The sequence below is a fragment of the Hyphomicrobiales bacterium genome, from assembly GCA_016710435.1.
In the GTDB taxonomy this organism is placed as follows: domain Bacteria; phylum Pseudomonadota; class Alphaproteobacteria; order Rhizobiales; family Aestuariivirgaceae; genus Aestuariivirga.
On record JADJVV010000001.1, the window covers coordinates 1,139,100 to 1,161,033 of the forward strand.

At 63.3% G+C, this 21,934-nt stretch carries 17 protein-coding genes; 2 read left to right on the top strand and 15 right to left on the bottom strand.

Annotated features, from left to right (window positions below):
- Nucleotides 1-70 precede the first annotated feature (70 nt).
- From IPM06_05540 to IPM06_05610, 15 genes are all read right to left on the bottom strand, one after another.
- On the bottom strand, nt 71-1,453 hold the full coding sequence (locus IPM06_05540; protein MBK8769876.1) for a dihydrolipoyl dehydrogenase: 1,383 nt from the start codon (nt 1,451-1,453) through the stop codon (nt 71-73).
- Nucleotides 1,454-1,464: 11 nt separating this feature from the next.
- Nucleotides 1,465-2,679 (bottom strand): 2-oxoglutarate dehydrogenase complex dihydrolipoyllysine-residue succinyltransferase, encoded by a 1,215-nt coding sequence (gene odhB / locus IPM06_05545; protein ID MBK8769877.1) that lies wholly within the window; start codon nt 2,677-2,679, stop codon nt 1,465-1,467.
- Nucleotides 2,680-2,709: 30 nt separating this feature from the next.
- Nucleotides 2,710-5,691 (bottom strand): 2-oxoglutarate dehydrogenase E1 component, encoded by a 2,982-nt coding sequence (locus tag IPM06_05550; protein MBK8769878.1) that lies wholly within the window; start codon nt 5,689-5,691, stop codon nt 2,710-2,712.
- Nucleotides 5,692-5,865: 174 nt separating this feature from the next.
- On the bottom strand, nt 5,866-6,744 hold the full coding sequence (gene sucD, locus IPM06_05555; protein MBK8769879.1) for a succinate--CoA ligase subunit alpha: 879 nt from the start codon (nt 6,742-6,744) through the stop codon (nt 5,866-5,868).
- Nucleotides 6,744-7,913: an ADP-forming succinate--CoA ligase subunit beta gene (gene sucC / locus IPM06_05560; protein MBK8769880.1), complete on the bottom strand. Its 1,170-nt coding sequence runs from the start codon at nt 7,911-7,913 to the stop codon at nt 6,744-6,746. The genes sucD and sucC overlap by 1 nt, the downstream gene beginning before the upstream one ends.
- 123 nt (nt 7,914-8,036) lie before the next feature.
- Nucleotides 8,037-8,999, bottom strand: a complete 963-nt coding sequence (gene mdh, locus IPM06_05565) for a malate dehydrogenase (GenBank protein MBK8769881.1) — start codon at nt 8,997-8,999, stop codon at nt 8,037-8,039.
- Nucleotides 9,000-9,233: 234 nt separating this feature from the next.
- Complete coding sequence (locus IPM06_05570; protein ID MBK8769882.1) at nt 9,234-10,322, bottom strand: AFG1 family ATPase; 1,089 nt, start codon at nt 10,320-10,322, stop codon at nt 9,234-9,236.
- Between the two features lie 20 nt (nt 10,323-10,342).
- A complete protein-coding gene (locus tag IPM06_05575; GenBank protein MBK8769883.1) occupies nt 10,343-11,581 on the bottom strand; it encodes a hypothetical protein in 1,239 nt (412 codons plus the stop codon).
- A 370-nt stretch (nt 11,582-11,951) separates the two neighbouring features.
- The gene (locus tag IPM06_05580; protein ID MBK8769884.1) at nt 11,952-12,341 is read right to left on the bottom strand and encodes a F0F1 ATP synthase subunit epsilon; all 390 of its coding nucleotides are present in this window, start codon (nt 12,339-12,341) and stop codon (nt 11,952-11,954) included.
- Between the two features lie 123 nt (nt 12,342-12,464).
- Nucleotides 12,465-13,916, bottom strand: a complete 1,452-nt coding sequence (gene atpD, locus IPM06_05585; GenBank protein ID MBK8769885.1) for a F0F1 ATP synthase subunit beta — start codon at nt 13,914-13,916, stop codon at nt 12,465-12,467.
- A gap of 27 nt (nt 13,917-13,943) precedes the next feature.
- Nucleotides 13,944-14,822, bottom strand: coding sequence for a F0F1 ATP synthase subunit gamma (locus tag IPM06_05590; GenBank protein MBK8769886.1), 879 nt, complete (start codon nt 14,820-14,822; stop codon nt 13,944-13,946).
- Nucleotides 14,823-14,835: 13 nt separating this feature from the next.
- A complete protein-coding gene (locus IPM06_05595; protein ID MBK8769887.1) occupies nt 14,836-16,365 on the bottom strand; it encodes a F0F1 ATP synthase subunit alpha in 1,530 nt (509 codons plus the stop codon).
- Nucleotides 16,365-16,925, bottom strand: a complete 561-nt coding sequence (locus tag IPM06_05600) for a F0F1 ATP synthase subunit delta (GenBank protein ID MBK8769888.1) — start codon at nt 16,923-16,925, stop codon at nt 16,365-16,367. Before IPM06_05600 ends, IPM06_05595 begins: the two co-directional genes overlap by 1 nt.
- Nucleotides 16,926-17,207: 282 nt before the next feature.
- Nucleotides 17,208-17,375, bottom strand: a complete 168-nt coding sequence (locus tag IPM06_05605; protein MBK8769889.1) for a hypothetical protein — start codon at nt 17,373-17,375, stop codon at nt 17,208-17,210.
- A gap of 22 nt (nt 17,376-17,397) precedes the next feature.
- On the bottom strand, nt 17,398-17,547 hold the full coding sequence (locus tag IPM06_05610; protein ID MBK8769890.1) for a DUF1127 domain-containing protein: 150 nt from the start codon (nt 17,545-17,547) through the stop codon (nt 17,398-17,400).
- Nucleotides 17,548-17,950: 403 nt separating this feature from the next.
- On the opposite strand from IPM06_05610, the gene IPM06_05615 reads away from it, so the two are divergent.
- Together IPM06_05615 and IPM06_05620 are read left to right on the top strand one after the other, a co-directional pair.
- Complete coding sequence (locus tag IPM06_05615; GenBank protein MBK8769891.1) at nt 17,951-19,531, top strand: gamma-glutamyltransferase family protein; 1,581 nt, start codon at nt 17,951-17,953, stop codon at nt 19,529-19,531.
- Between the two features lie 164 nt (nt 19,532-19,695).
- Nucleotides 19,696-21,927: an EAL domain-containing protein gene (locus IPM06_05620; GenBank protein ID MBK8769892.1), complete on the top strand. Its 2,232-nt coding sequence runs from the start codon at nt 19,696-19,698 to the stop codon at nt 21,925-21,927.
- Nucleotides 21,928-21,934: the final 7 nt, after the last annotated feature.

The window sequence follows — 21,934 nt, forward strand, 5'->3', positions numbered from 1 at the left end:
TAGGCAAATCCGCTTGCGAGGCCCTGAATCAAACCGTTCAAATTTGAACGGATGCAGGATGCATGGTTTCTCAACTGTGAATGGCGCGTCCCGCAACGGCCAATGCGGCTTCCTTCACCGCTTCGGCGAGCGTCGGATGGGCATGGCAGGTGCGCGCAAGGTCTTCCGCCGAGCCGCCGAACTCCATGAGCACGGCAACTTCGTGGATCAGTTCGCCCGCCTGCGGGCCCACGATGTGACAGCCCAGCACACGGTCGGTCGCCACATCGGCCAGCACCTTGACGAAACCGTCGGTGGTCTGGTTGGCCTTGGCGCGGCCGTTGGCGAGAAAAAGGAACTTGCCCGCCTTGTAGGCGACACCGGAAGCCTTCAACTCTTCCTCGGTCTTGCCCACGCTGGCGACTTCTGGCGAGGTGTAGACGACACCGGGAATGACATCATAATTCACATGCCCCGCCTGGCCCGCGATGATTTCGGCAACCGCGATGCCCTCGTCTTCCGCCTTGTGGGCGAGCATGGGTCCGCGGATCACGTCACCAATGGCATAGATGCCGGGAACGCTGGTGTTGAAATGATCGCCCACTTCGATACGGCCCCGCTTGTCGCGGCGGATGCCCGCCTCATCGCAGCCCAGCCCCTCGGTATAGGGGTTGCGCCCGATGGCCACGAGCAGCACGTCGGAACTCATGCGTTCCTCGGCGCCACCTGCGGCGGGCTCTGTTGTGAACATCACACCCTGAGCAATACGGCTGGCGCTCGTGACCTTCGTGGAGAGCCTGAAGGTCAGACCCTGCTTGGTGAGAAGCCGCTGCAAGGCCTTGGCCGCTTCCGCGTCCATTCCGGGCAGGATGCGGTCGAGATATTCGATCACCGTCACCGTCGCACCGAGCCGCGCATAGACGGACCCGAGTTCGAGGCCGATGACGCCGGCACCGATGATGGTGAGGCTCTTCGGGATCTCCTTCAGGGCGAGCGCACCCGTGGAGGAGACGATGGCCTGCTCGTCGATCGCAACGCCCTTCAGTTCCGCCACATGCGAACCCGTGGCGATGACGATGGTCTTCGCCTCGTGCACCGTGCCGTTGGCCTCGACCTTGCCCGGCCCGAGGATTTTCGCCGTGCCGCGGATCACGTCGACCTTGTTCTTCTTGAGCAGGAAGTCGATGCCCTTGGTGTTGCCGTCAATCGCCTCCTGCTTGAACGTCATCATCTGCGCGAAGTCGACCGTCGTCTCGCTGATGAGGCCCATCCTGGCGAAGGCATGCTTCGATTCCGCCAGAAGTTCCGTGGCGTGCAGCAGAGCCTTGGAGGGAATGCAGCCCACATTGAGACAGGTGCCGCCATGGCTGGCGCGCTTTTCGATCACGGCCACCTTCATGCCGAGCTGCGCCGCACGAATGGCGCACACATACCCGCCGGGACCCGTGCCGATGATGATGAGATCGTGGGACATGAACAGCGGCCTCACAGATCCAGCAGCGCGCGCTGCGGATCCTCGAGGCCGTCCTTCAGGCGCACGAGGAAGGTGACGGCTTCCTTGCCGTCCACGATGCGGTGGTCGTAGGACAGCGCCAGATACATCATCGGGCGGATGACGACCTGTCCGTTGACGGCGATCGGCCGCTCCTGGATCTTGTGCATGCCGAGGATACCGGACTGGGGCGCATTGAGGATCGGCGTCGACATGAGTGACCCATAAATGCCGCCGTTGGAGATCGTGAAGGTGCCGCCCTGCATGTCGGCGATGGTGAGTTGTCCGTCCCGCGCCTTCTTGCCGTAGTCGGCGATGGTCTTCTCGATCCCGGCGAAGGAGAGCATGTCGGCATTGCGGACGACGGGAACCACAAGGCCCTTGTCCGTGCCGACCGCCACGCCCACGTGGTAGTAATTCTTGTAGACGATATCCTCGCCGTCGATCTCGGCATTGACGGCGGGAATGTCCTTGAGCGCCTGCACCGCCGCCTTCACGAAGAAGCTCATGAAGCCCAGCTTCACACCGTGCTTCTTCTCGAACACATCCTTGTACTGGTTGCGGAGCGCCATGACCGCCGTCATGTCCACCTCGTTGAAGGTGGTCAGCATGGCGGCCGTGTTCTGCGCTTCCTTCAGGCGGCGCGCGATGGTGGCGCGAAGCCGGGTCATGCGCACGCGCTCCTCCGCGCCCGCCGGAGCGGCGGGAACGGCCGGCACTGAAACCGCCACGGGCGCAGGTGTCGGTGCAGGTGCAGCGGGCTTGGCCACATGGGCCGCCACATCCGCCTTGGTGAGGCGGCCATCCTTGCCCGTGCCGGCAATATCGGCAGGGTTGGCACCCGATTCCGCCACGGCCTTGCGCACCGCCGGAGACAGCGGCTGCTCCGCAGCCTTGGCGGCAGGCGCCGGCGTGAGGATGGGTGCGGGTGCAGCGGCAGGCTTCGGGGCGGCGGACGCGGAACCGGCAGCGCCTTCGGCAATCGAGCCCAGGAGCGCACCGACATTCACGGTGGCACCGGCCTGCACGAGAATTTTCTCCAGCTTGCCGGACACGGGCGCCGGCACTTCCACCGCCACCTTGTCGGTTTCCAGTTCAACCAGCGGCTCATCCGCCTTCACGGCGTCGCCTTCGTTCTTCAGCCATTTGGCGATGGTGGCCTCGACGACGCTTTCGCCGAGGGTGGGGACCTTGATGTCAGTGCTCATGGACGTTGCTTTCGATCGGAAACTTGAAAATCAGGACAGGGCTTCATCAAGGAACATCTTCAGTTCCTTGAGGTGCCGGCTCATGAGGCCGGTCGCGGTGGCGGCGGAGGCGGCACGTCCCACGTAGCGGGGCCGCGTGTTCTTGGCCTTGATGAACTCCAGCACGCGCTCGATGCCGGGCTGCACGAAACTCCATGAGCCCATGTTCTGCGGCTCTTCCTGGCACCAGACGAATTCCGCCTTCTTGAAGCGGGCCAGTTCCTGGGCCAGCGCCTTGTGCGGCCAGGGATAGAGCTGTTCCACACGCAGGAGATAGATGTCATCCAGCCCGCGCTTCTCGCGCTCCTCATAGAGATCGTAATAGACCTTGCCGCTGCACAGCACGACGCGGCGGATCTTGTCGTCCTTGGCGAGCTTGATCTTCTCGTTGGGAAGCGACTCCGCATCATCCCACAGGATGCGGTGGAATGTCGTGCCGTCGCCCATTTCCGCCAGCGACGATGTCGCCCGCTTGTGGCGCAGGATCGACTTCGGCGTCATGATGATGAGCGGCTTGCGGAAGTCTCGCTTCAATTGCCGGCGCAGGATGTGGAAGTAGTTGGCGGGCGTGGTGCAGTTGGCAACCTGCATGTTGTCTTCGGCGCACATCTGCAGGAAGCGCTCAAGCCGCGCGGAGGAATGCTCCGGCCCCTGGCCTTCGTAGCCATGGGGCAGCAGGCAGACGAGGCCCGACATGCGCAGCCACTTGCGTTCGCCCGACGACAGGAACTGGTCGAACACCACCTGCGCACCATTGGCGAAGTCGCCGAACTGCGCTTCCCAGATGGTGAGCGTGTTGGGCTCGGCGAGCGAGTAGCCATATTCGAAGCCCAGCACGGCCTCTTCCGAGAGCATGGAGTTGATCGCCTCGATCTTGATCTCCTGGTCCTTCTTCAGGTGATTGAGCGGCGTGTAGCGCTTCTCCGTCACCTGGTCGACCAGCACGGCATGGCGCTGCGAGAAGGTGCCGCGCTGCACGTCCTGGCCGGAAAGCCTGATCTTGAAGCCATCGTCCAGCAGCGTGCCAAACGCGAGGTGCTCGGCCATGGCCCAATCCAGGCCGTTGCCGTCCTCGATCATCTTGCGGCGCGCGTCGAGCACGCGCTGCATTGTCTTGTGCACGGTGAAGGACTTCGGAACCTTGGTGAGCTTGAGGCCGATTTCCTTCAGGCGCTCCGCCGGAACGCCCGTCGTGCCCCGGCGCTCATCATCGGCGGCGGACGCCGACTTGAGTCCGGCCCAGCGGCCATCCAGCCAGTCCGCCTTGTTGGACTTGTAGGCGGTGGCGACGCTCATCGCCTCTTCCAGCCGCTTGCGGTAATCGGCCTTCATGCCGTCGAACTCGTCGGCGGTGATCACACCCTCGGCAATCAGCCGCTCGCCATAGAGGGCAACGACCGTCTTGTGGGCGCTGATGCGCTTGTACATGAGCGGCTGCGTGAACGCCGGTTCATCCGTTTCGTTGTGTCCGAAGCGGCGGTAGCAGAACATGTCGATGACGACCGGCTTCTTGAACTTCTGCCGGAATTCCGTCGCCACCTTGGCTGCGAACACGACCGATTCCGGGTCATCGCCATTGGCGTGGAAGATCGGCGCATCGATCATCTTGGCGATGTCGGAAGGATAGGGCGACGAGCGCGACCACAGCGGCGAGGTGGTGAAACCGATCTGGTTGTTGACGATGAAGTGCAGCGAACCGCCGGAGCGGTGTCCCTTGAGGCCCGAAAGCCCGAAGCATTCCGCCACCACGCCCTGGCCGGCAAAGGCGGCATCGCCATGGATGAGGAGCGGCATCACGGTTGTGCGGGTCTTGTCGCCACGCTGGTCCTGCTTGGCGCGCGCCTTGCCCAGCACCACCGGATCGACGATCTCCAGATGCGACGGATTGGCGGTGAGCGAAAGGTGGACCGAATTGCCATCGAAGGCGCGGTCCGACGAGGAACCGAGATGATACTTGACGTCGCCCGAGCCTTCCACTTCGTCGGGCGTGGAAGACCCGCCCTGGAACTCGTGGAAGATGGCGGAGTAAGGTTTTGCCATCACGTTGGCGAGCACGTTGAGACGGCCACGGTGCGCCATCCCCATCACGATTTCCTTCACACCCAGCACGCCGCCGCGCTTGATGATCTGTTCAAGCGCCGGAATCATGCTTTCACCGCCATCGAGGCCGAAGCGCTTTGTGCCGGTGTACTTGACGTTGAGGAACTGCTCGAACCCTTCCGATTCAATGAGCTTGTTGAGGATCGCCTTCTTGCCGTTGGCGGTGAAGGTGATTTCCTTGTGCACGCCTTCGATGCGCTGCTGCAGCCAGCTCTTCTGTTCCGCATCCGTGATGTGCATGAACTCGACGCCCAGCGTGCCGCAATAGGTGCGCTTCAGCAGGTCGACGATCTGGCGCATGGTGGCGCTTTCCAGCCCCAGCACCATGTCGAGGAAGATCGGGCGGTCGAGATCGGCGGGGCCGAAGCCATAGGTGGCGGGATCGAGTTCCGGATGCTGTTCCGGGTCCTTGAGCTTGAGCGGATCGAGATCGGCAGCGAAATGGCCGCGGATGCGGTAGGCGCGGATCATCATCAGCGCCTTCACGCTGTCATTGGTGGCGCGCTTGATGTCGTCGGCGGAGGGACCGGCAGAGGGGGCCGGTGCGGCGGGGGCAGCGGGCGCGGGCCTTGCCTCGCCCTTCATCTTGGCTTCGATCTTGGGAGCGAGCAGCTTTTCCAATGCAGCCCAGTTGCCGTCGAGGGCAGCTGTCAGTTCGTCGGCGGGCTTCAGCGGCCAGTCGGCGCGGGCCCAGGAGGGGGCGTGCGGCTTCGCCTGGGTATCCGCCATCCCCTCAAAGAAAGACCGCCAGTGGGCGTCCACGGCGGCGGGATTCTGCAGGAATTTGGCGTAGAGTTCCTCGATGAACTGGGCGTTTCCGCCATAGAGGAACGAGGTTTCCTCAAAAGCCGCGGTGGCTTCCGTCTTGTTCATGGTCGTCCGTCCCGTCTGGTTTCGCCGGGGACTGGCTTCATTGCCAGCATGCCGGAGGGGCGCAATCGCCCTGAACCGAAGTGTTGAACTGAATATGTGTACTGCCGCACCAAAATGGTACCGGCGGAGTCTTAGCGCCCCGCCGGTTACATTTCCATTGCAAATAAGTCGAAATTACTTCCGCTTGAGCTTCTTCATCAGGGTCTCGCCCAGGAGGGCGGGTGAATCCGACACGGCAATGCCGGCCCGCTTCATGGCATCGACCTTGGAGCCGGCGTCGCCCTTGCCGCCGGAGATGATGGCGCCGGCATGGCCCATGCGCCGTCCGGGAGGGGCGGTGCGCCCCGCGATGAAGCCGGCCATCGGTTTCTTCACCTTGTTCTTGCGCAGGAATTCCGCGGCTTCTTCCTCGGCCGAACCTCCGATCTCGCCGATCATGATGATCGACTCGGTCTTGGGGTCGGCAAGGAACATCTCCAGCACGTCGATGAATTCCATGCCCTTCACGGGATCACCGCCGATGCCCACCGCCGTCGTCTGGCCAAGGCCCTGCTGGGTGGTCTGGAACACCGCTTCATAGGTCAGCGTGCCGGAGCGCGAGACGATGCCGACCTTGCCCTTCTTGAAGATGTTGCCCGGCATGATGCCGATCTTGCATTCATTGGGCGTCAGCACGCCAGGGCAGTTGGGGCCGAGCAGGCGCGACCTGGAGCCCGACAGCGCCCGCTTCACCTTCACCATGTCTGCAACCGGAATGCCCTCGGTGATGCAGACGATGAGGGGAATTTCAGCCGAGATCGCTTCGAGGATGGAATCGGCGGCGAAGGGCGGCGGCACGTAGATGACGGACGCATCCGCCCCCGTCGCGTCGCGCGCTTCCGCAACGGTGTCGAACACCGGAAGGCCCAGATGCTTCATGCCGCCCTTGCCAGGTGTCACACCTGCCACCATCTGCGTGCCATAGGCCATGGCCTGCTCGGTGTGGAAGGTGCCGTTGTTGCCGGTGATGCCCTGGCAGATGACCTTGGTTTTCTTTGTAACGAGAATGGACATCAGGCAGCTTCCTTCACGGCTTTCACGATCTTCTTGGCGGCGTCGTTGAGGTCATCGGCGGGGATGACGTTGAGGCCCGACTTGGCGATGATGGCCTTGCCCAGATCGACGTTGGTGCCTTCGAGGCGCACCACCAGCGGCACCTGAAGGCCCACCTCCTTCACCGCCGCGATCACGCCCTCGGCGATGACATCACACTTCATGATGCCGCCGAAGATGTTGACGAGGATTCCTTTGACCCGCGGGTCGGCTGTGATGATCTTGAAGGCCGCCGCAACCTTTTCCTTTGAGGCGCCGCCGCCCACGTCGAGGAAGTTGGCGGGTTCGGCGCCATAGAGCTTGATGATGTCCATGGTGGCCATGGCAAGGCCGGCGCCATTCACCATGCAGCCGATGGAACCATCCAGCGCCACATAGGAGAGGTCGTACTTGGAGGCTTCGATTTCCTTCGGGTCTTCTTCCGTCAGGTCACGCAGTTCGACAATTTCGGGATGGCGGTAGAGCGCGTTGGAATCGAAGTTCACCTTGGCATCGAGGCAAACCAAGTTGCCGTCATTGGTGATGACCAGCGGATTGATTTCAAGGAGGCTCATGTCCTTCTCGACGAAGGCCGTGTAGAGGCCCGCCGCCATCTTGGCCAACTGCTTGGCCTGGGCCGCATCGAGCTTCAGCGCCTTGGCCATGCGCCGCGTGTGGTGCGGCATGAGGCCCGTGGCGGGATCGACATGCACCGTCGTGATCTTCTCCGGCGTGTCGTGCGCCACTTCCTCGATGTTCATGCCGCCTTCGGTGGAGACGATAAAAGCCACCTGCGAGGTGGCGCGGTCGACGAGGATCGAGAGATAGAGTTCCTTGGCGATGGCCGTGCCTTCCTCGATGTAGAGGCGCTGCACCAGCTTGCCTTGCGGGCCCGTCTGGTGCGTGACCAGCGTCATGCCCAGCATGCGCTCGGCTTCCTTGCGCACGTCATCGATCGACTTCACCACCTTCACGCCACCGCCCTTGCCGCGGCCGCCGGCATGGATCTGCGCCTTGACGACCCAGACCGGACCGGGCTGGCCTTGCGCAGCCTTCACCGCCTCATCGACCGTGAAGGCAGGCGCACCCTTGCCCGTCGTCACGCCGAACTGGCGCAGGAGTTCCTTGGCTTGGTATTCGTGGATATTCATCTCGTGTCCTCGTTCCCGCGTATTGCGCATCCTGCGAGGCCGCCTTCGGCAGCACCTCAGGATGTGGGAGTTAAGTGGTCCTCATGCTGAGGTGCATTGCGAAGCAATGCCTCGAAGCATTCTTCACGCCAGTTCCGGCGCCAGGGCCTTGGCGGCGTCCATAAGGCCGTGCACGGCGGATACGGACTTCTGGAAGCCGGCCTTCTCTTCATCCATGAGCGTGACTTCGACGATCCGTTCCACGCCTTTCTCGCCGATGACGACGGGCACACCCACATAGGTGCCCTTCACGCCATACTGTCCATCGAGATAGGCCGCGCACGGAACCACGCGCTTGTAATCCTTGAGGTAGCTCTCGGCCATGGCGATGGCGGAGGAGGCGGGTGCGTAATAGGCCGAACCCGTCTTGAGCAGGTTCACGACTTCCGCACCGCCATCGCGCGTGCGCTGCACGATCTTGGCGATCTTCTCTTCGGTGCTCCAGCCCATCTTGATGAGATCCGGCACCGGAATGCCGGCAACGGTGGAATAGCGAACGAGCGGCACCATGGTGTCGCCATGGCCACCCAGCACGAAGGCGGTCACGTCCTTCACCGAGACGTTGAATTCATCCGCGAGGAAGTGGCGGAAGCGGGCCGAGTCGAGCACGCCCGCCATGCCGATGACCTTGTGCTTCGGCAGGCCGGAGAACTTCTGCAGCGCCCACACCATCACGTCGAGCGGGTTGGTGATGCAGATCACGAAGGCATCCGGCGCATGTGCCTTGATGCCCTCGCCCACCGCCTTCATGACCTTGAGGTTGATGCCGACGAGGTCATCGCGGCTCATGCCGGGCTTGCGCGGCACACCGGCCGTGACGATGCACACATCGGCACCGGCAATCGCCTCGTAGCCATTTGTACCGGAGAGCCTGGCATCGAAGCCTTCCACCGGACCGGACTGCGAAAGGTCCAGCGCCTTGCCCTGCGGCAGGCCCTCGGCGATGTCGAAGATCACGATGTCGCCCAGTTCGCGGAGCGCAGCGAGATGCGCCAGCGTCCCCCCGATCATGCCACCACCGATCAATGCGATTTTCTTGCGCGCCATGGAAACCCCTCTCCGCCGCCCATTCGCGGCATATTCAGGGCTTGCCCCGCAAAAGTTGGAGACTTTTGCGATCGGGGCAAGCCCCATCTCAGTGAAATGGCGCGGGTCCCGATTGCCCGTTGCAAGCAATGGGCAGGACGCGCGCCTGCGAAATCGGCAACTCTGTAGTCCCCTTAGGCCCGAGGGGCAAGGGCCGGGAATCCGACTTTGGGCGGTGCCGCCGCAAAAGTCACCTCAGGTTTCAACCGGCGTGACACCCCACCACGATGCCGCCTGCATTTCCTTGAGGCGCGACACCGTGCGCCGGCTTTCAAAGGCATGTTGGTTTTTGGGAAAGAGATCCTCGGGCGGTGCATCGGCCAGTGCCACAAGGCGGGTGCGGGCGTCGTAGAAGGTATCGATCATTAGGATGAAGCGCTTCGTCTCGTTGCGCTGCTGGGCCTTGAGGCGAGGAATTCCGGAGACGAAGACGGTGCGATAGGCCTTGGATATTGCAAGATAATCAGGAGGCCCCAGGGCCGCTCCGCAGAGTTCCGCGAAGGTGAAGGCGGCGCAGGAATGGGCGGCCTTGGGCACCGTCAGCGTGCGCCCGAGAACCTCCAGCGTTTCCGCATCCCCCGCCGCTCCATCGGTGAGGTCTTTCCATAGCGCATTGAAGGCGACGCGATTCTCCGCTGTCGCGGGATGCAGAAACGTCTCGCGCGCCCGCACCCGGCCCAGCCGGTAATCCGTGACGGAATCGAGGGAGATCACATCCAGCGTGTCACGAAGTTTCGCGATGAAGGGCATGAAGAGCTGGCGGTTGAGGCCATCCCGGTACAGTGCCTCGGGCGGCAGGTTGGAGGTTGTCACCAGCACCACGCCCCGTGCCAGCAGTGCCTCGTAGAGGCGGCCGATGATCATCGCATCGGCGATGTCGGCGATCTGCATTTCATCCAGGCACAGCAATTTCGCGCTCAGCGCCCACTCATCCGCGATGCGGTTGATCACATCCTCGCCGCCCAGCCGCTGCCGCCGGGCATGCACGTCCTGCATGAAGGCGTGGAAGTGGATGCGCCGCTTGGGCCAGCCCTGCACGCTGTCACAGAACAGGTCCATGAGCATGGTTTTGCCGCGCCCCACTTCGCCATGGATGTAGAGGCCGCGCGGTGCGGGAAGGCTCGCCTTGCCGAACAGCTTGCCGAGCAATGTGGATTTCTGTGGCGGCATGCGGTTCAGTTGGGCGGCGAGTGCGGACAGCTTTTCCACCACCGCGGCCTGCGCCGCGTCGGATTTGAGCGTGCCGTCTTTCAATTGTTCGCGGTAGTGCCGTGCCAGCGCCATGGGGTACCCGCGCTAACCCCTCAGGCCCCTGATTTCAAGAGGCTGGCGTAGTTCATGAAATACTTGAAGAGCGTCATATAGGCCGCTGTCATTGCAATATAGGCGAAGATCGTGATGACGATCTGCAGGCGGCTCAACGGCACCAGGCCAGCATCGATGCGCCGGTCGCGGATATTGGCAAGAATGGCGATACCGCCGAACATGACCAGCACGAACTGCTGCATGAGAAGGCCGATGCCGCCGATCAGGAGTCCGATCGCCATGAGGCCGAAGCGCGCCGCCGGACCCATGAGCCGCGTCAGCACCGACCGCAAGGCAACGCCCCCATCCAGTGGTTCCACCGGCAGCAGGTTGAAGATGTTGAGTCCCACCACGATGAGTCCGAACAGCGCCACATAGGGGTTGGGGGCATCACCCAGCATGGCAGGCACGAGACAGAGCAACGCCAGCAGCGTCGAAAATCCCGGCCCCATGAGAGCAGCGAACACCGCCTGCCCCTGACTGTCGAACGGAAGGCGCGGCAGGGCGATGGCTCCGAGGAACGGCAGGAACACCATCCGCCCCCACGGCTGTCCCATCAGGCGGTAGGCGAAGAGATGGCCGAACTCGTGCACGAACAACGCGAAGACCAGCATCACCGCGGCCTTCCAGCCCAGCAGCACGCCGAAGGCGACCAGCGAGACAAGACCGGTGACAAGTGCCACGAGGGCCGAGATCCAGAAGTAGGGACGCTCGTTGGGCTTCCCTGTTTCCGCGAGGCCCTTGAGACGGAAGATGCCACCCCACAAATCGGCGCGCGCCAGCATCTGCGCCAGCAGCGGCCGCGGTCCCCACGCATAGGTCATGGACAGGCGTGTGCCGCCCTCTTCCTCTTCAAGCTGGTAAATCTGTGCCAGCAGTTCATTCGCAGTGCCGTGGCCCTCAAGTCCCTCGCGGCGCAGCACCAGCTTGTGCGGCGCCACGCGCTCGTCGATCGAGAACAGGGCCTGCGAGGATTTCTGCACGCCGGTCGAAAGCGTGGTCGTGTAGGTCTTGCGGTAGGTGCGCGTGCCCGCATCGACGAGCACCGCTTTCACCTGGGTTGATCCCCAGTTGTCGGTCTTGCCGTCGGTGAGGTCAACGATTTCGAAGACGCGTGCCGGCGGCGCCTTGATGAAGAGGTTGGCCTTCGGCGTCACGCGGTGGCGAAACCCCAGCAATGCCAGCAACAGCAAGGTGAAGGGAATCTCCGGGCCGACCGATGTAAAGAGCGAAAACATGGAGCGCGGACGCTAGAGGCTGAGGCGTTAAGGATTCAAGAAGGGACACTCTCCGTGTCTCACGGCCGCTCACCCTCAAACTCCTGCTGTTCCACAGCCGCAGCGCGATTGGTACGGAGAATGCAACGCGCCGCCTGAAGTGCCTTAAGGTGATCGAGCCTTTCAGCGGCCTTGGCGCGGGCGGCGGGTGTGACGAGACCTCGGAACTGTTCTATCAAGGACGATTCGAAATCGGAAGACTGCTAGAAGGCAAGCAACTGCCCGAGATATTGTATCTCGAAGCTCCCGACTTGGGCTCAGGCCCAAGGAACTCGCTTCAATGAAGAGTCCACTTAGATGAGATTGATTATCTCGACTTTGGCTGTTGCCGTCACAGCGCAGCCTGCAGCGCCTTCAGGTGATCAAGCGCCTCGGCGGCCTTGGCGCGGGCGGTATCGGTCTTGGCGTCGGCGACGTCTTCTTCCGCGTCCTTGATCTGGCGGGCGATCGCCGCACCGTCAAGATCTGCGTAGGGGATTGCCGATTCGGCCAGCAGCGTGAGCCCCTGGGCATTCACTTCGGCAAAGCCGCCGCGCACGAAGATCTTGTCCGTGCCGGTGTCCTTCTGGATCGTCACCACGCCGGGCTTCAGCGTGGAGAGCACGGGCGCATGTCCCGGCAGGATGGTCATTTCACCTTCCGCGCCCGGAATCTGCACGGACACCACGTCTCCTGAGAACAGGAGACGGGCGGGAGAGACGAGTTCGAAATGCAGTGCCATGGTCTTTTCCTTGATCCATGCCTCGGGGCGCGCTTGCGCTCGCACCTCGGCATGAGGGACTCTTGTATTCCTCACCCCAAGAGACCCGGCGCAGGGCACCGGGCCGCGAGGGGTGTGCCGTCATCAGGCCGCGTCGGCGGCGAGCTTCTTGGCCTTGGCGATGGCTTCGTCGATGGTGCCGACCATGTAGAAGGCCGGTTCCGGCAGGTGGTCATAGTCGCCGTTGGCAATGCCCTTGAAGGCCTTGATCGTTTCGGCAAGCGGCACCTGCACGCCGGGCGAGCCGGTGAACACCTGGGCCACGTCGAAGGGCTGCGACATGAAGCGCTCGATCTTGCGGGCGCGCGCCACCGAGAGCTTGTCCTCTTCCGAGAGTTCGTCCATGCCGAGAATGGCGATGATGTCCTGGAGCGCCTTGTAGCGCTGCAGGATCGACTGCACCTGACGGGCCACCGCGTAGTGCTCTTCACCCACAACGGTGGGCGTCAGCATGCGCGAGGTCGAGTCGAGCGGATCGACGGCGGGGTAAATGCCCTTTTCGGCGATGGCACGCGACAACACCGTCGTGGCGTCCAAGTGGGCGAAGGAGGTGGCAGGCGCCGGGTCGGTCAAGTCGTCGGCGGGCACGTAAATCGCTTGCACCGAGGTGATCGAACCCTTGGTGGTGGTGGTGATGCGTTCCTGCAGCGCGCCCATGTCGGTCGCCAGCGTCGGCTGGTAACCCACGGCGGACGGGATGCGGCCCAGAAGGGCCGACACTTCGGAACCGGCCTGCGTGAAGCGGAAGATGTTGTCCACGAAGAAGAGCACGTCCTGGCCCTGGTCGCGGAAGTGTTCGGCAACCGTGAGACCCGTGAGGGCAACGCGGGCGCGCGCACCCGGCGGCTCGTTCATCTGGCCGTACACCAGTGCGCACTTCGAACCGGCAACGGAGCCGTCCTTGGGGTTCTTGTTGACACCCGATTCGATCATCTCGTGATAGAGGTCGTTGCCTTCGCGGGTGCGTTCACCCACGCCGGCGAACACCGAGTAGCCGCCGTGCGTCTTGGCGATGTTGTTGATGAGTTCCATGATGAGCACGGTCTTGCCCACGCCGGCGCCGCCGAACAGGCCGATCTTGCCGCCCTTGGCGTAAGGAGCGAGGAGGTCGACGACCTTGATGCCCGTCACGAGAATTTCGGCTTCCGTCGACTGCTCGACATACTCCGGAGCCGGCTGGTGGATGGCGCGGAGCGTCTTGGTCTTGACCGGGCCCGCTTCATCGACCGGGTTGCCGATCACGTTGATGATGCGGCCCAGCGTTTCGTCGCCCACCGGCACCGAGATCGGAGCACCGAGGTCTTTTACCGGCTGGCCGCGCACGAGGCCTTCGGAGGAGTCCATGGCGATGCAGCGCACGGTGTTTTCACCAAGGTGCTGGGCCACTTCGAGAACGAGGCGGTTGTCGCCGTTCATTGTTTCGAGGGCGTTCAGAATTTGTGGCAGTTCGCCGTCAAATGCCACGTCGACGACGGCGCCGGTGACCTGCGCGATGCGCCCCGTGGCGCCGGCGGTGGATGCTGCTTTCTTGGCCATGACTGTCTGTCCTTGTCCTGTATTGCGTTAGAGCGCTTCCGCGCCCGAAATGATTTCGATGAGTTCCTTGGTGATCTGCGCCTGGCGCTGGCGGTTGTACTTGATCGACAGCTTGTTGATCATGTCACCGGCGTTGCGCGTGGCATTGTCCATGGCGGACATGCGGGCACCCTGCTCGGAGGCCGCGTTTTCCAGAAGGCCGCGGAAGACCTGCACCGCGATGTTGCGCGGCAGGAGGTCGTCGAGGATCACGCTTTCTTCCGGCTCCGCCTCGTACACCGCACCGCCGAGATCCGGCGTCTTGCTGGTGTCGATCTGCGCCGGGATGAGACGCAGCGCCGTGGGCTTCTGCTGGATCACCGACTTGAATTCCGAGAAGAACAGCGTGGCGACGTCGAACTCGCCCGCTTCGTACATGGCGAGCACCTTGTCGGCCACACCGGCGGCATGGTCGAATTCCACCGCCTTGGAGCCACGGAAGTCCACCGCATCGACGATGTACTTGCCGTAGAGACGCTTGAGCGCGTCATTGCCCTTCTTGCCCACCGTCATCATCTTGACGGTCTTGCCCTCGCGGACGAGGCGGTCGGCGTGTTCGCGCGCCAGCTTGACGATCGACGAGTTGAAACCGCCGCACAGCCCGCGCTCGGCGGTGGCGATGATGAGCAGATGGACGTCATCCTTGCCCGTGCCGGAGAGAAGGGCTGGCGCACCCGCCTGGCCTTCCATGGCGGACGCAAGGTTGGAGAGCACCACCGCCATGCGTTCGGCGTAGGGGCGCGCCGCAACGGCTGCTTCCTGGGCGCGGCGCAGTTTGGCCGCGGCCACCATCTGCATCGCCTTGGTGATCTTCCGCGTCGCCTTCACCGAGGCGATGCGGTTTCGGAGGTCTTTGAGACTTGGCATCCCGGCCTACCCCTTAAGCGAAGGACTTGGCGTAGGCGTCAACCGCGGCCTTGAGCTTCGGCATGGTGGCGTCCGAGATCGCCTTTTCGGAGCGGATCGCTTCCAGCACGTCGGCGTGCTTGTCACGCACCGTGCGCAGCAGACCATCTTCGAAGGCCTTCACCTTGGCGACCGGCAGCGCATCGAGGTAGCCGTTCACGCCAGCATAGATCGACACCACCTGCTCTTCCATCTTGAGCGGCGAGAACTGCGCCTGCTTGAGAAGTTCGGTGAGGCGGGCGCCGCGGTTGAGGAGCTTCTGCGTGGCGGCGTCGAGGTCCGAGCCGAACTGCGCGAAGGCAGCCATTTCGCGGTACTGGGCGAGCTCGCCCTTGATCTTGCCGGCAACCTGCTTCATCGCCTTCGTCTGCGCGGCGGAGCCGACGCGCGACACCGAGAGGCCGACGTTCACGGCGGGGCGGATGCCCTGGTAGAACAGGTCCGTTTCAAGGAAGATCTGGCCGTCGGTGATCGAGATGACGTTGGTCGGAATGTAGGCCGACACGTCGTTGGCCTGGGTTTCGATGACCGGCAGGGCCGTGAGCGAACCGGCGCCGTTGGCGTCGTTCAGCTTGGCAGCGCGCTCCAGCAGGCGGGAGTGGAGATAGAACACGTCGCCGGGATAGGCTTCGCGGCCCGGCGGGCGGCGCAGCAGCAGCGACATCTGGCGGTAGGCCACGGCCTGCTTGGAGAGATCGTCATAGCCGATCAGCGCGTGCATGCCGTTGTCACGGAAGTATTCGCCGATGGCGCAGCCGGCGAAGGGAGCCAGATACTGCAGCGGCGCCGGATCAGAGGCGGTGGCGGCAACGATGACCGAATATTCGAGAGCGCCGTTGTCTTCCAGCACCTTCACGAACTGGGCAACGGTGGAGCGCTTCTGGCCGCAGGCGACGTAGACGCAGTAGAGCTTGTCCTTCTCCGGGCCCGCGAGATGGATGGGCTTCTGGTTCAGGATGGTGTCGAGGATGATGGCGGTCTTGCCGGTCTGGCGGTCGCCGATCACCAGTTCGCGCTGGCCGCGGCCAACGGGGATGAGGGCGTCCACGGCCTTGAGGCCCGTGGCCATCGGCTCATGCACCGACTTGCGCGGAATGATGCCGGGAGCCTTCACGTCCACGCGGCTCTTCTGCTTGGCCTTGAGCGGGCCCTTGCCGTCGATGGGATTGCCGAGCGGATCAACGACGCGGCCGAGCAGTTCCTTGCCGACCGGAATTTCCACGATGGCGCCGGTGCGCTTGACGGTGTCGCCTTCCTTGATCTCGCGGTCCGAGCCGAATACCACGACGCCGACGTTGTCGGTTTCGAGGTTGAGGGCCATGCCCTTGATGCCGTTTCCGAACTCGACCATTTCGCCGGCCTGCACGTTGTCGAGGCCGTAGACGCGGGCGATGCCGTCACCGACCGAGAGAACCTGGCCGATCTCGGCCACTTCGGCTTCCTTGCCGAAATCCTTGATCTGCTTCTTGAGGATGGAAGAAATTTCGGCGGCGCGGATATCCATTACTGGGTCCCCTTCATGGCGGCTTTGAGTGAATTGAGTTTGGTGCGAAGCGAGTTGTCCATCATCCGGCTGCCCACCTTCACGATAAGGCCGCCGAGGATGGCCGGATCGACCTTGGCGTCGATGGCGACGTCCGATCCGGTGGAGGCCTTGAGCGCGACCTTGAGGTCCGCAAGCTGCTTGGCCGATAGCTTTTCTGCCGACGTGACTTCGGCCGTCTTCTCGCCCCGCGACTGGGCGACGAGGGCGTTGAAGGCGGAGATGGCGCCGGGCACGGCAGCGAGGCGGCGGTTGCCGCCCATCACCTTGAGGAAGTTGAGGGCGAGGCCATTGATGCCCGCCTTCTTGGCCAGCGCTTCGACGGCGGCCGTCTGGTCTTCCGTCTTGAACACCGGCGAACGCATCAGGCGCTGCAGGTCGGTGGACTCGTCCACGAGGCCCTGGAAGCTGGCGAGTGCCTTGGCGACATCGGCCACGGCCTTGTTTTCGGTAGCGAGGTCAAACAGCGCACGGGCATAGCGGCCTGCAACACCGGACTGGGACTGATCTGTCGTTGCCACGATCGATCTTTCACGTGTGACGGCGGACACCGGAGCGGGTGGCCTAAGTCATTGATATGATGGGAAGCACTTTGCACAAGGCAAAACGCTGCGGTGCGGGAGGTTCCCGCCGCGGGCGGGAGCTAACATATGAGGCAGAGACTCGCAACAGCGATTCGAACGCGACATTTTGCGCGTTCGTGGCGGGGAGCGGCACTGTGGATGCGTCCGCCGCAAAAAGGGAGGGGCCCGCCACCGTTTGCACGGCAACGAGCCCCGGGAGGAACTGTTGGACGCTGGGCCTTACTTGAAGGCCTTCACGCGGGCCGCATGGCCCAGTTGATAGCGCTTGGCACCCATGTCAGCCAGATCGGCTTCGGAGAGATGCTCAAGTTCGGTGCGGATCGTCTGATAGCCCTTGAGGCGGGCGCGGCGGTCCAGCAGCCTGTTGAAGAAGGAAAAGCGGGCCATGGCGCGCCTCCTGTGATTCTGTTTAGCGGGCGGCTTCGCGGGCGACGCGCTGGATGTCGGAGCGGGAAATGCCGAGGTCGGACAGTTCGCGGTTGGTCAGCGCATTGAGTTCGCTGACGGTGCGGCTGTAACGCTTCCAGGCGGTAATGCGGCTCTTGAGGACTTCAAACATGGGTATCTCCTTCGAATGCTTTTACCGGAACGGTTCCGGTACTGGGTCTCTGTTTTCTTTGACGGTCGGAAGATATGTGCGATGCAGCAAAATATGAAATGCAAATTACGCATAGCTCGCATGAATCAGGAATTCGCTTTGTTCACAAAGCAGTAACAATTTTAAGGACCGGTTTCCGATAAAGAAATCCATTCCAAGAGCCAGTCTGGATGAATTCTATCGGTTTATAGAGCGAAATTGAGCGAAAATGCACATCGTGCGCTGCTGAGATATACGTCATTTGCATGACAAAGTGGCGACATGCCTGCCTTCTCATCAGTCTTGCTGCGTCGCACCATGCGGAGAGACGGGTCACAGTCCCGGACCATGGACGTCGCCCCCGTCTGCGGCCACAGTGCCGCCCATGTACCGGGATTTTTCTGCGCCGGGCCGCTCCACGGCCTATTCCACCGAAGCCATGGCTGCGACCTCGTCGCCCCAGGCCACCCTGGCGGCGATCGACGTCTTGCGGGCGGGCGGCAATGCCGTTGATGCCGCCATCACGGCCTCCGCCGTGCTTTGCATCACCGAACCGCACATGACCGGGATCGGGGGCGATTGCTTTGCCATCCTGGCCACGCCCGAAGGCAAGGTGCTGGGCCTGAACGGATCAGGCCGAAGCGCCTTTGCCGCAACGCCGGAGTGGCTGCGGGGCGAAGGACTGACCCGCATCGACCCCCACTCGCCCCACGCCGTGACGGTTCCCGGAGCCGTCGATGCCTGGGACGAACTCCTCCGCGCCCATGGCACGTGGTCGCTTGCGCGGTGCCTCGCCCCCGCCATTGCCTTGGCGGAACGGGGCGTGCCGACACTGCCACGCGTCGCCCGCGACTGGCCCGGTCATCACGCCCTGCTCACGGCCAGCGAAGGTGGGCGGCGTCACTATCTGCGCAATGGACACTGCCCCGCGGAAGGCGACGCCATGGCCTATCCGGCGCTCGCCGGAACCTTGCGCGCCATTGCCGCAGGCGGGCGCGATGCTTTCTACACGGGTGCCATCGCCGCTGACATGGTGGAGACTTTGCAAGCCCGCGGCAGCCTGCTCACCCGCGAGGATTTTGCCGCCGCCCAGAGCGATTGGGTAAAGCCGGTCTCGACCACTTACGACGGCCAGCGCATCCACGAAATCCCGCCGTCAGGACAGGGCCTGACCGTGCTGATCGCTCTCAACATCCTCTCGTGCTTCGGCCTGAAGCATCTCGATCCCGCAGGCCCGCAGCGCCGCCATCTCGAGATCGAGGCCCTGAAGCGCGCCTGGGTGCTGCGCAACCGCTACATCGCGGACCCCGCCCAGGCGCACGTCCCCGTCGAAGACCTTTTGAGTGCCGCCACCGCACGGCGCCTCGCGGCCACCATTGATCAGAACAAGGCGAGTGACATCCGGGTCACGCTGCCTCCCTCCGATACTGTCTACCTCTCGGTCGTGGACAAGAAACGCCTCTGCGTCTCCTTCATCAACTCGATCTATTGGGGCTTCGGCTCCGGGATCATCACGGAGAGGACGGGCATCACCTTGCAGAACCGCGGCGCCGGATTCTCCTGCGATCCCGGCCATCCCAATGTCATTGCCCCCGCCAAGCGTCCGCTCCACACCATCATTCCCGCACTGGCCACCCGCGACGGCCGGCCCGACATGGTGTTTGGCGTCATGGGCGGCGACTTCCAGCCCATGGGCCACGTCAACATGGTGGTGAACCGCTACACCTACGGCATGGACCCGCAAGCCGCACTGGACCTGCCGCGCTGCGTTCCCACCGATGGCCTCGTCGAGGTGGAGACGGCAATGCCCGTTACCGTGCAGAATGACCTCACCGCCATGGGCCACCGCGTTGTGACCACGGAAGAGCCACTGGGCGGCGGGCAGATCATCGCCATCGACCACGGCCGCGGCCTCCTCATCGGCGGCTCCGACCCCCGCAAGGACGGCTTCGCGCTGGGCCTTTGAACCCCCGCGCGCGCCATTCCTTAACGCCTGTTAGCCATGATCCTTCTGCAAATATTTACGCGACACATCTAGCGTCAACGCGCAATTGGAGGCTGCACGCAAAGCCGCCTCCTCACAGGCGCGCCGCTTCATCGGGCGCGCACAACGAACGGCGATACGGACACATGACTGAGGCAACAGGAACGGCGAGCGTCTTGGCAAATGCGGACGGCGGTCCGGCGAGTGGTCTTTCCCTGCAAGATGCGTTGAGCATCGGCGAGGCTGTTGTTGCCGCCGGCGAAACCACTTATGCTTGGGACATCCACAGCGATGCCCTGTCGTGGGGTGTATCGGCTCCTGCCATCCTCCACCGCCCGGCACAAACCTTGAGCACGGGCAAGCAGTTTGCCGGGCTTCTCCATTCCGAAAATCTCATCAGCCGATACGACGCAGTGATCAACAGCACCGGCGAAGACCACGGCGATGGCGTTCCCTTTCACATCGAATATCAGTTGAAGGGCGACCCGGCGGCGAACCTTCCGCCCATGTGGATCGAAGACCGTGGCCGGTGGTTTGCCGACCGTAACGGCCGGCCCTGCCGCGCCGTGGGCGTCCTGCGCCCGGTGACGGACCGTCATACCCGTGACCAGAAACTGAGCGAACTGTCACACACCGATCCCCTCACAGGCATGATGAACCGCGCCCGCCTCGACGAGGCGCTGGAAGAAGCGATCGGCGAAGCTCGCAGCAACGAAGTCACCTGCGCCTTTGCTGTCGCCACCATCCGCAACCTCTCGGTGGTAAACGAGGCCTATGGTTTCGAGGTCGCCGACGAAGTGATCGCGGCACTCGCCGAACGCCTGCGCGCCGTGATGCGGACCGGCGATGGCATCGCCCGCTATTCCGGCAGCAAGTTCGGCTTCATCCTCAACAACTGTTCGGGCGCCGAGTTGCCGGTGGCGATTGAGCGTTTCCTCAACGTCGCCCGTGACAGCGTGATCGAGACGTCGCACGGGCCCGTCTGGGCGCTTCTCTCCGTGGGTGCGGTTCTTCTGCCCATCCATGCCGACACGAGCGTGTCCGCGCGTGCCCTGGCGGAGGAGGCCCTCTCTGCCGCCCTGCGCCTGTCGAGCGACAGCTTCGTCGTGCACATGCCGTCGGAAACCGTCAACGCGGCGCGCATGTTGAACACGCGCTGTGCCGCCGAGATCGTCGAGTGCCTAAAGACCCACCGCTTCCAGCTCGCTTTCCAGCCCCTTGTCAACGCCAAGACGGGCGAGGTCGCATGCCATGAGGCCCTCCTGCGCATGCGCGACGCGTCAGGCGAAGTGGTGACGGCCGGACATCTTGTGCCCGTGGCGGAACGCCTGGGCCTCATCCGCCTTGTCGACCGCGCCGTCGTGCAGCTTGCTCTGGAGACGCTGCACCGTCACAGTGATGCCTTCCTCTCCATCAACCTCTCCGCCACGACGTCCAATGACCCGCGCTGGAACGCGCAGATCATCGACATGATCCAGATGGCGGGCGATGTCGCATCGCGCCTCACCGTCGAAATCACCGAGACGACCGCTCTGACCGACCTCACCGCCGCGCTCACCTTCCTGGAGAAGCTGCGCGGCACCGGCTGCTGTGTCGCGATTGATGACTTCGGCGCAGGCTTCACATCCTTCCGCAACCTGCGTGACCTGCCCGTCGACATCATCAAGCTCGATGGCAGTTATTGCCGCAACCTCGCCAAGGACACAGAGAACCTCTACTTCGCGCGCACCCTCATCGAGATGGCGCACCATTTCGGCATCCGCACGGTCGCCGAATGGGTGGAGACCGAGGCGGATGCGCAAATCCTGCGCAGCCTCGGCGTTGACTTCCTGCAAGGCAACCACATGGGCATACCCGACATGCAGGCGCCCTGGGCCGTCACCGCGCCATCCGTCTTCACCTTCGAGAATGAAGCGCCGGACGCCGCGGCCGCTCTTGAAGTTGATGTTGCCATTGTCGCCGAACCGGCCTCCGAGGCGTCACCGGCCGGCGTGGAAACAGACATGAGCGCTGCCCTGATGGACGACGGCGCCGAAACCGTCGCCGACGACCCCCTGGCAGATGATGTCGCGAACGATTTCCTGACGCCTGAGTTCGAAACGCACGAGGAAGCCGCTGCGCCCGCCATGGCGGAACCTGCTCTGATGGAAGTAATCGTTGCTGACGAAGAGCCGCAGCTTCCGTTCCCCGAAACCGCCAGCGAAGAGACACACGCTGTTTCTGGCGATGTCGACGAGACGGCCACCGTGTCCCTGAACGACGAAGTGGATCAGAGCCTCGCACGCCTGCGCGATGCGCTGGACCTGCTCACCCGTGAATTGTCGTCTGACGTGGAACCGCAAGCCGACGGCGGCGCGGACGTGCGTCTCGCCGGCTGAGAGAACG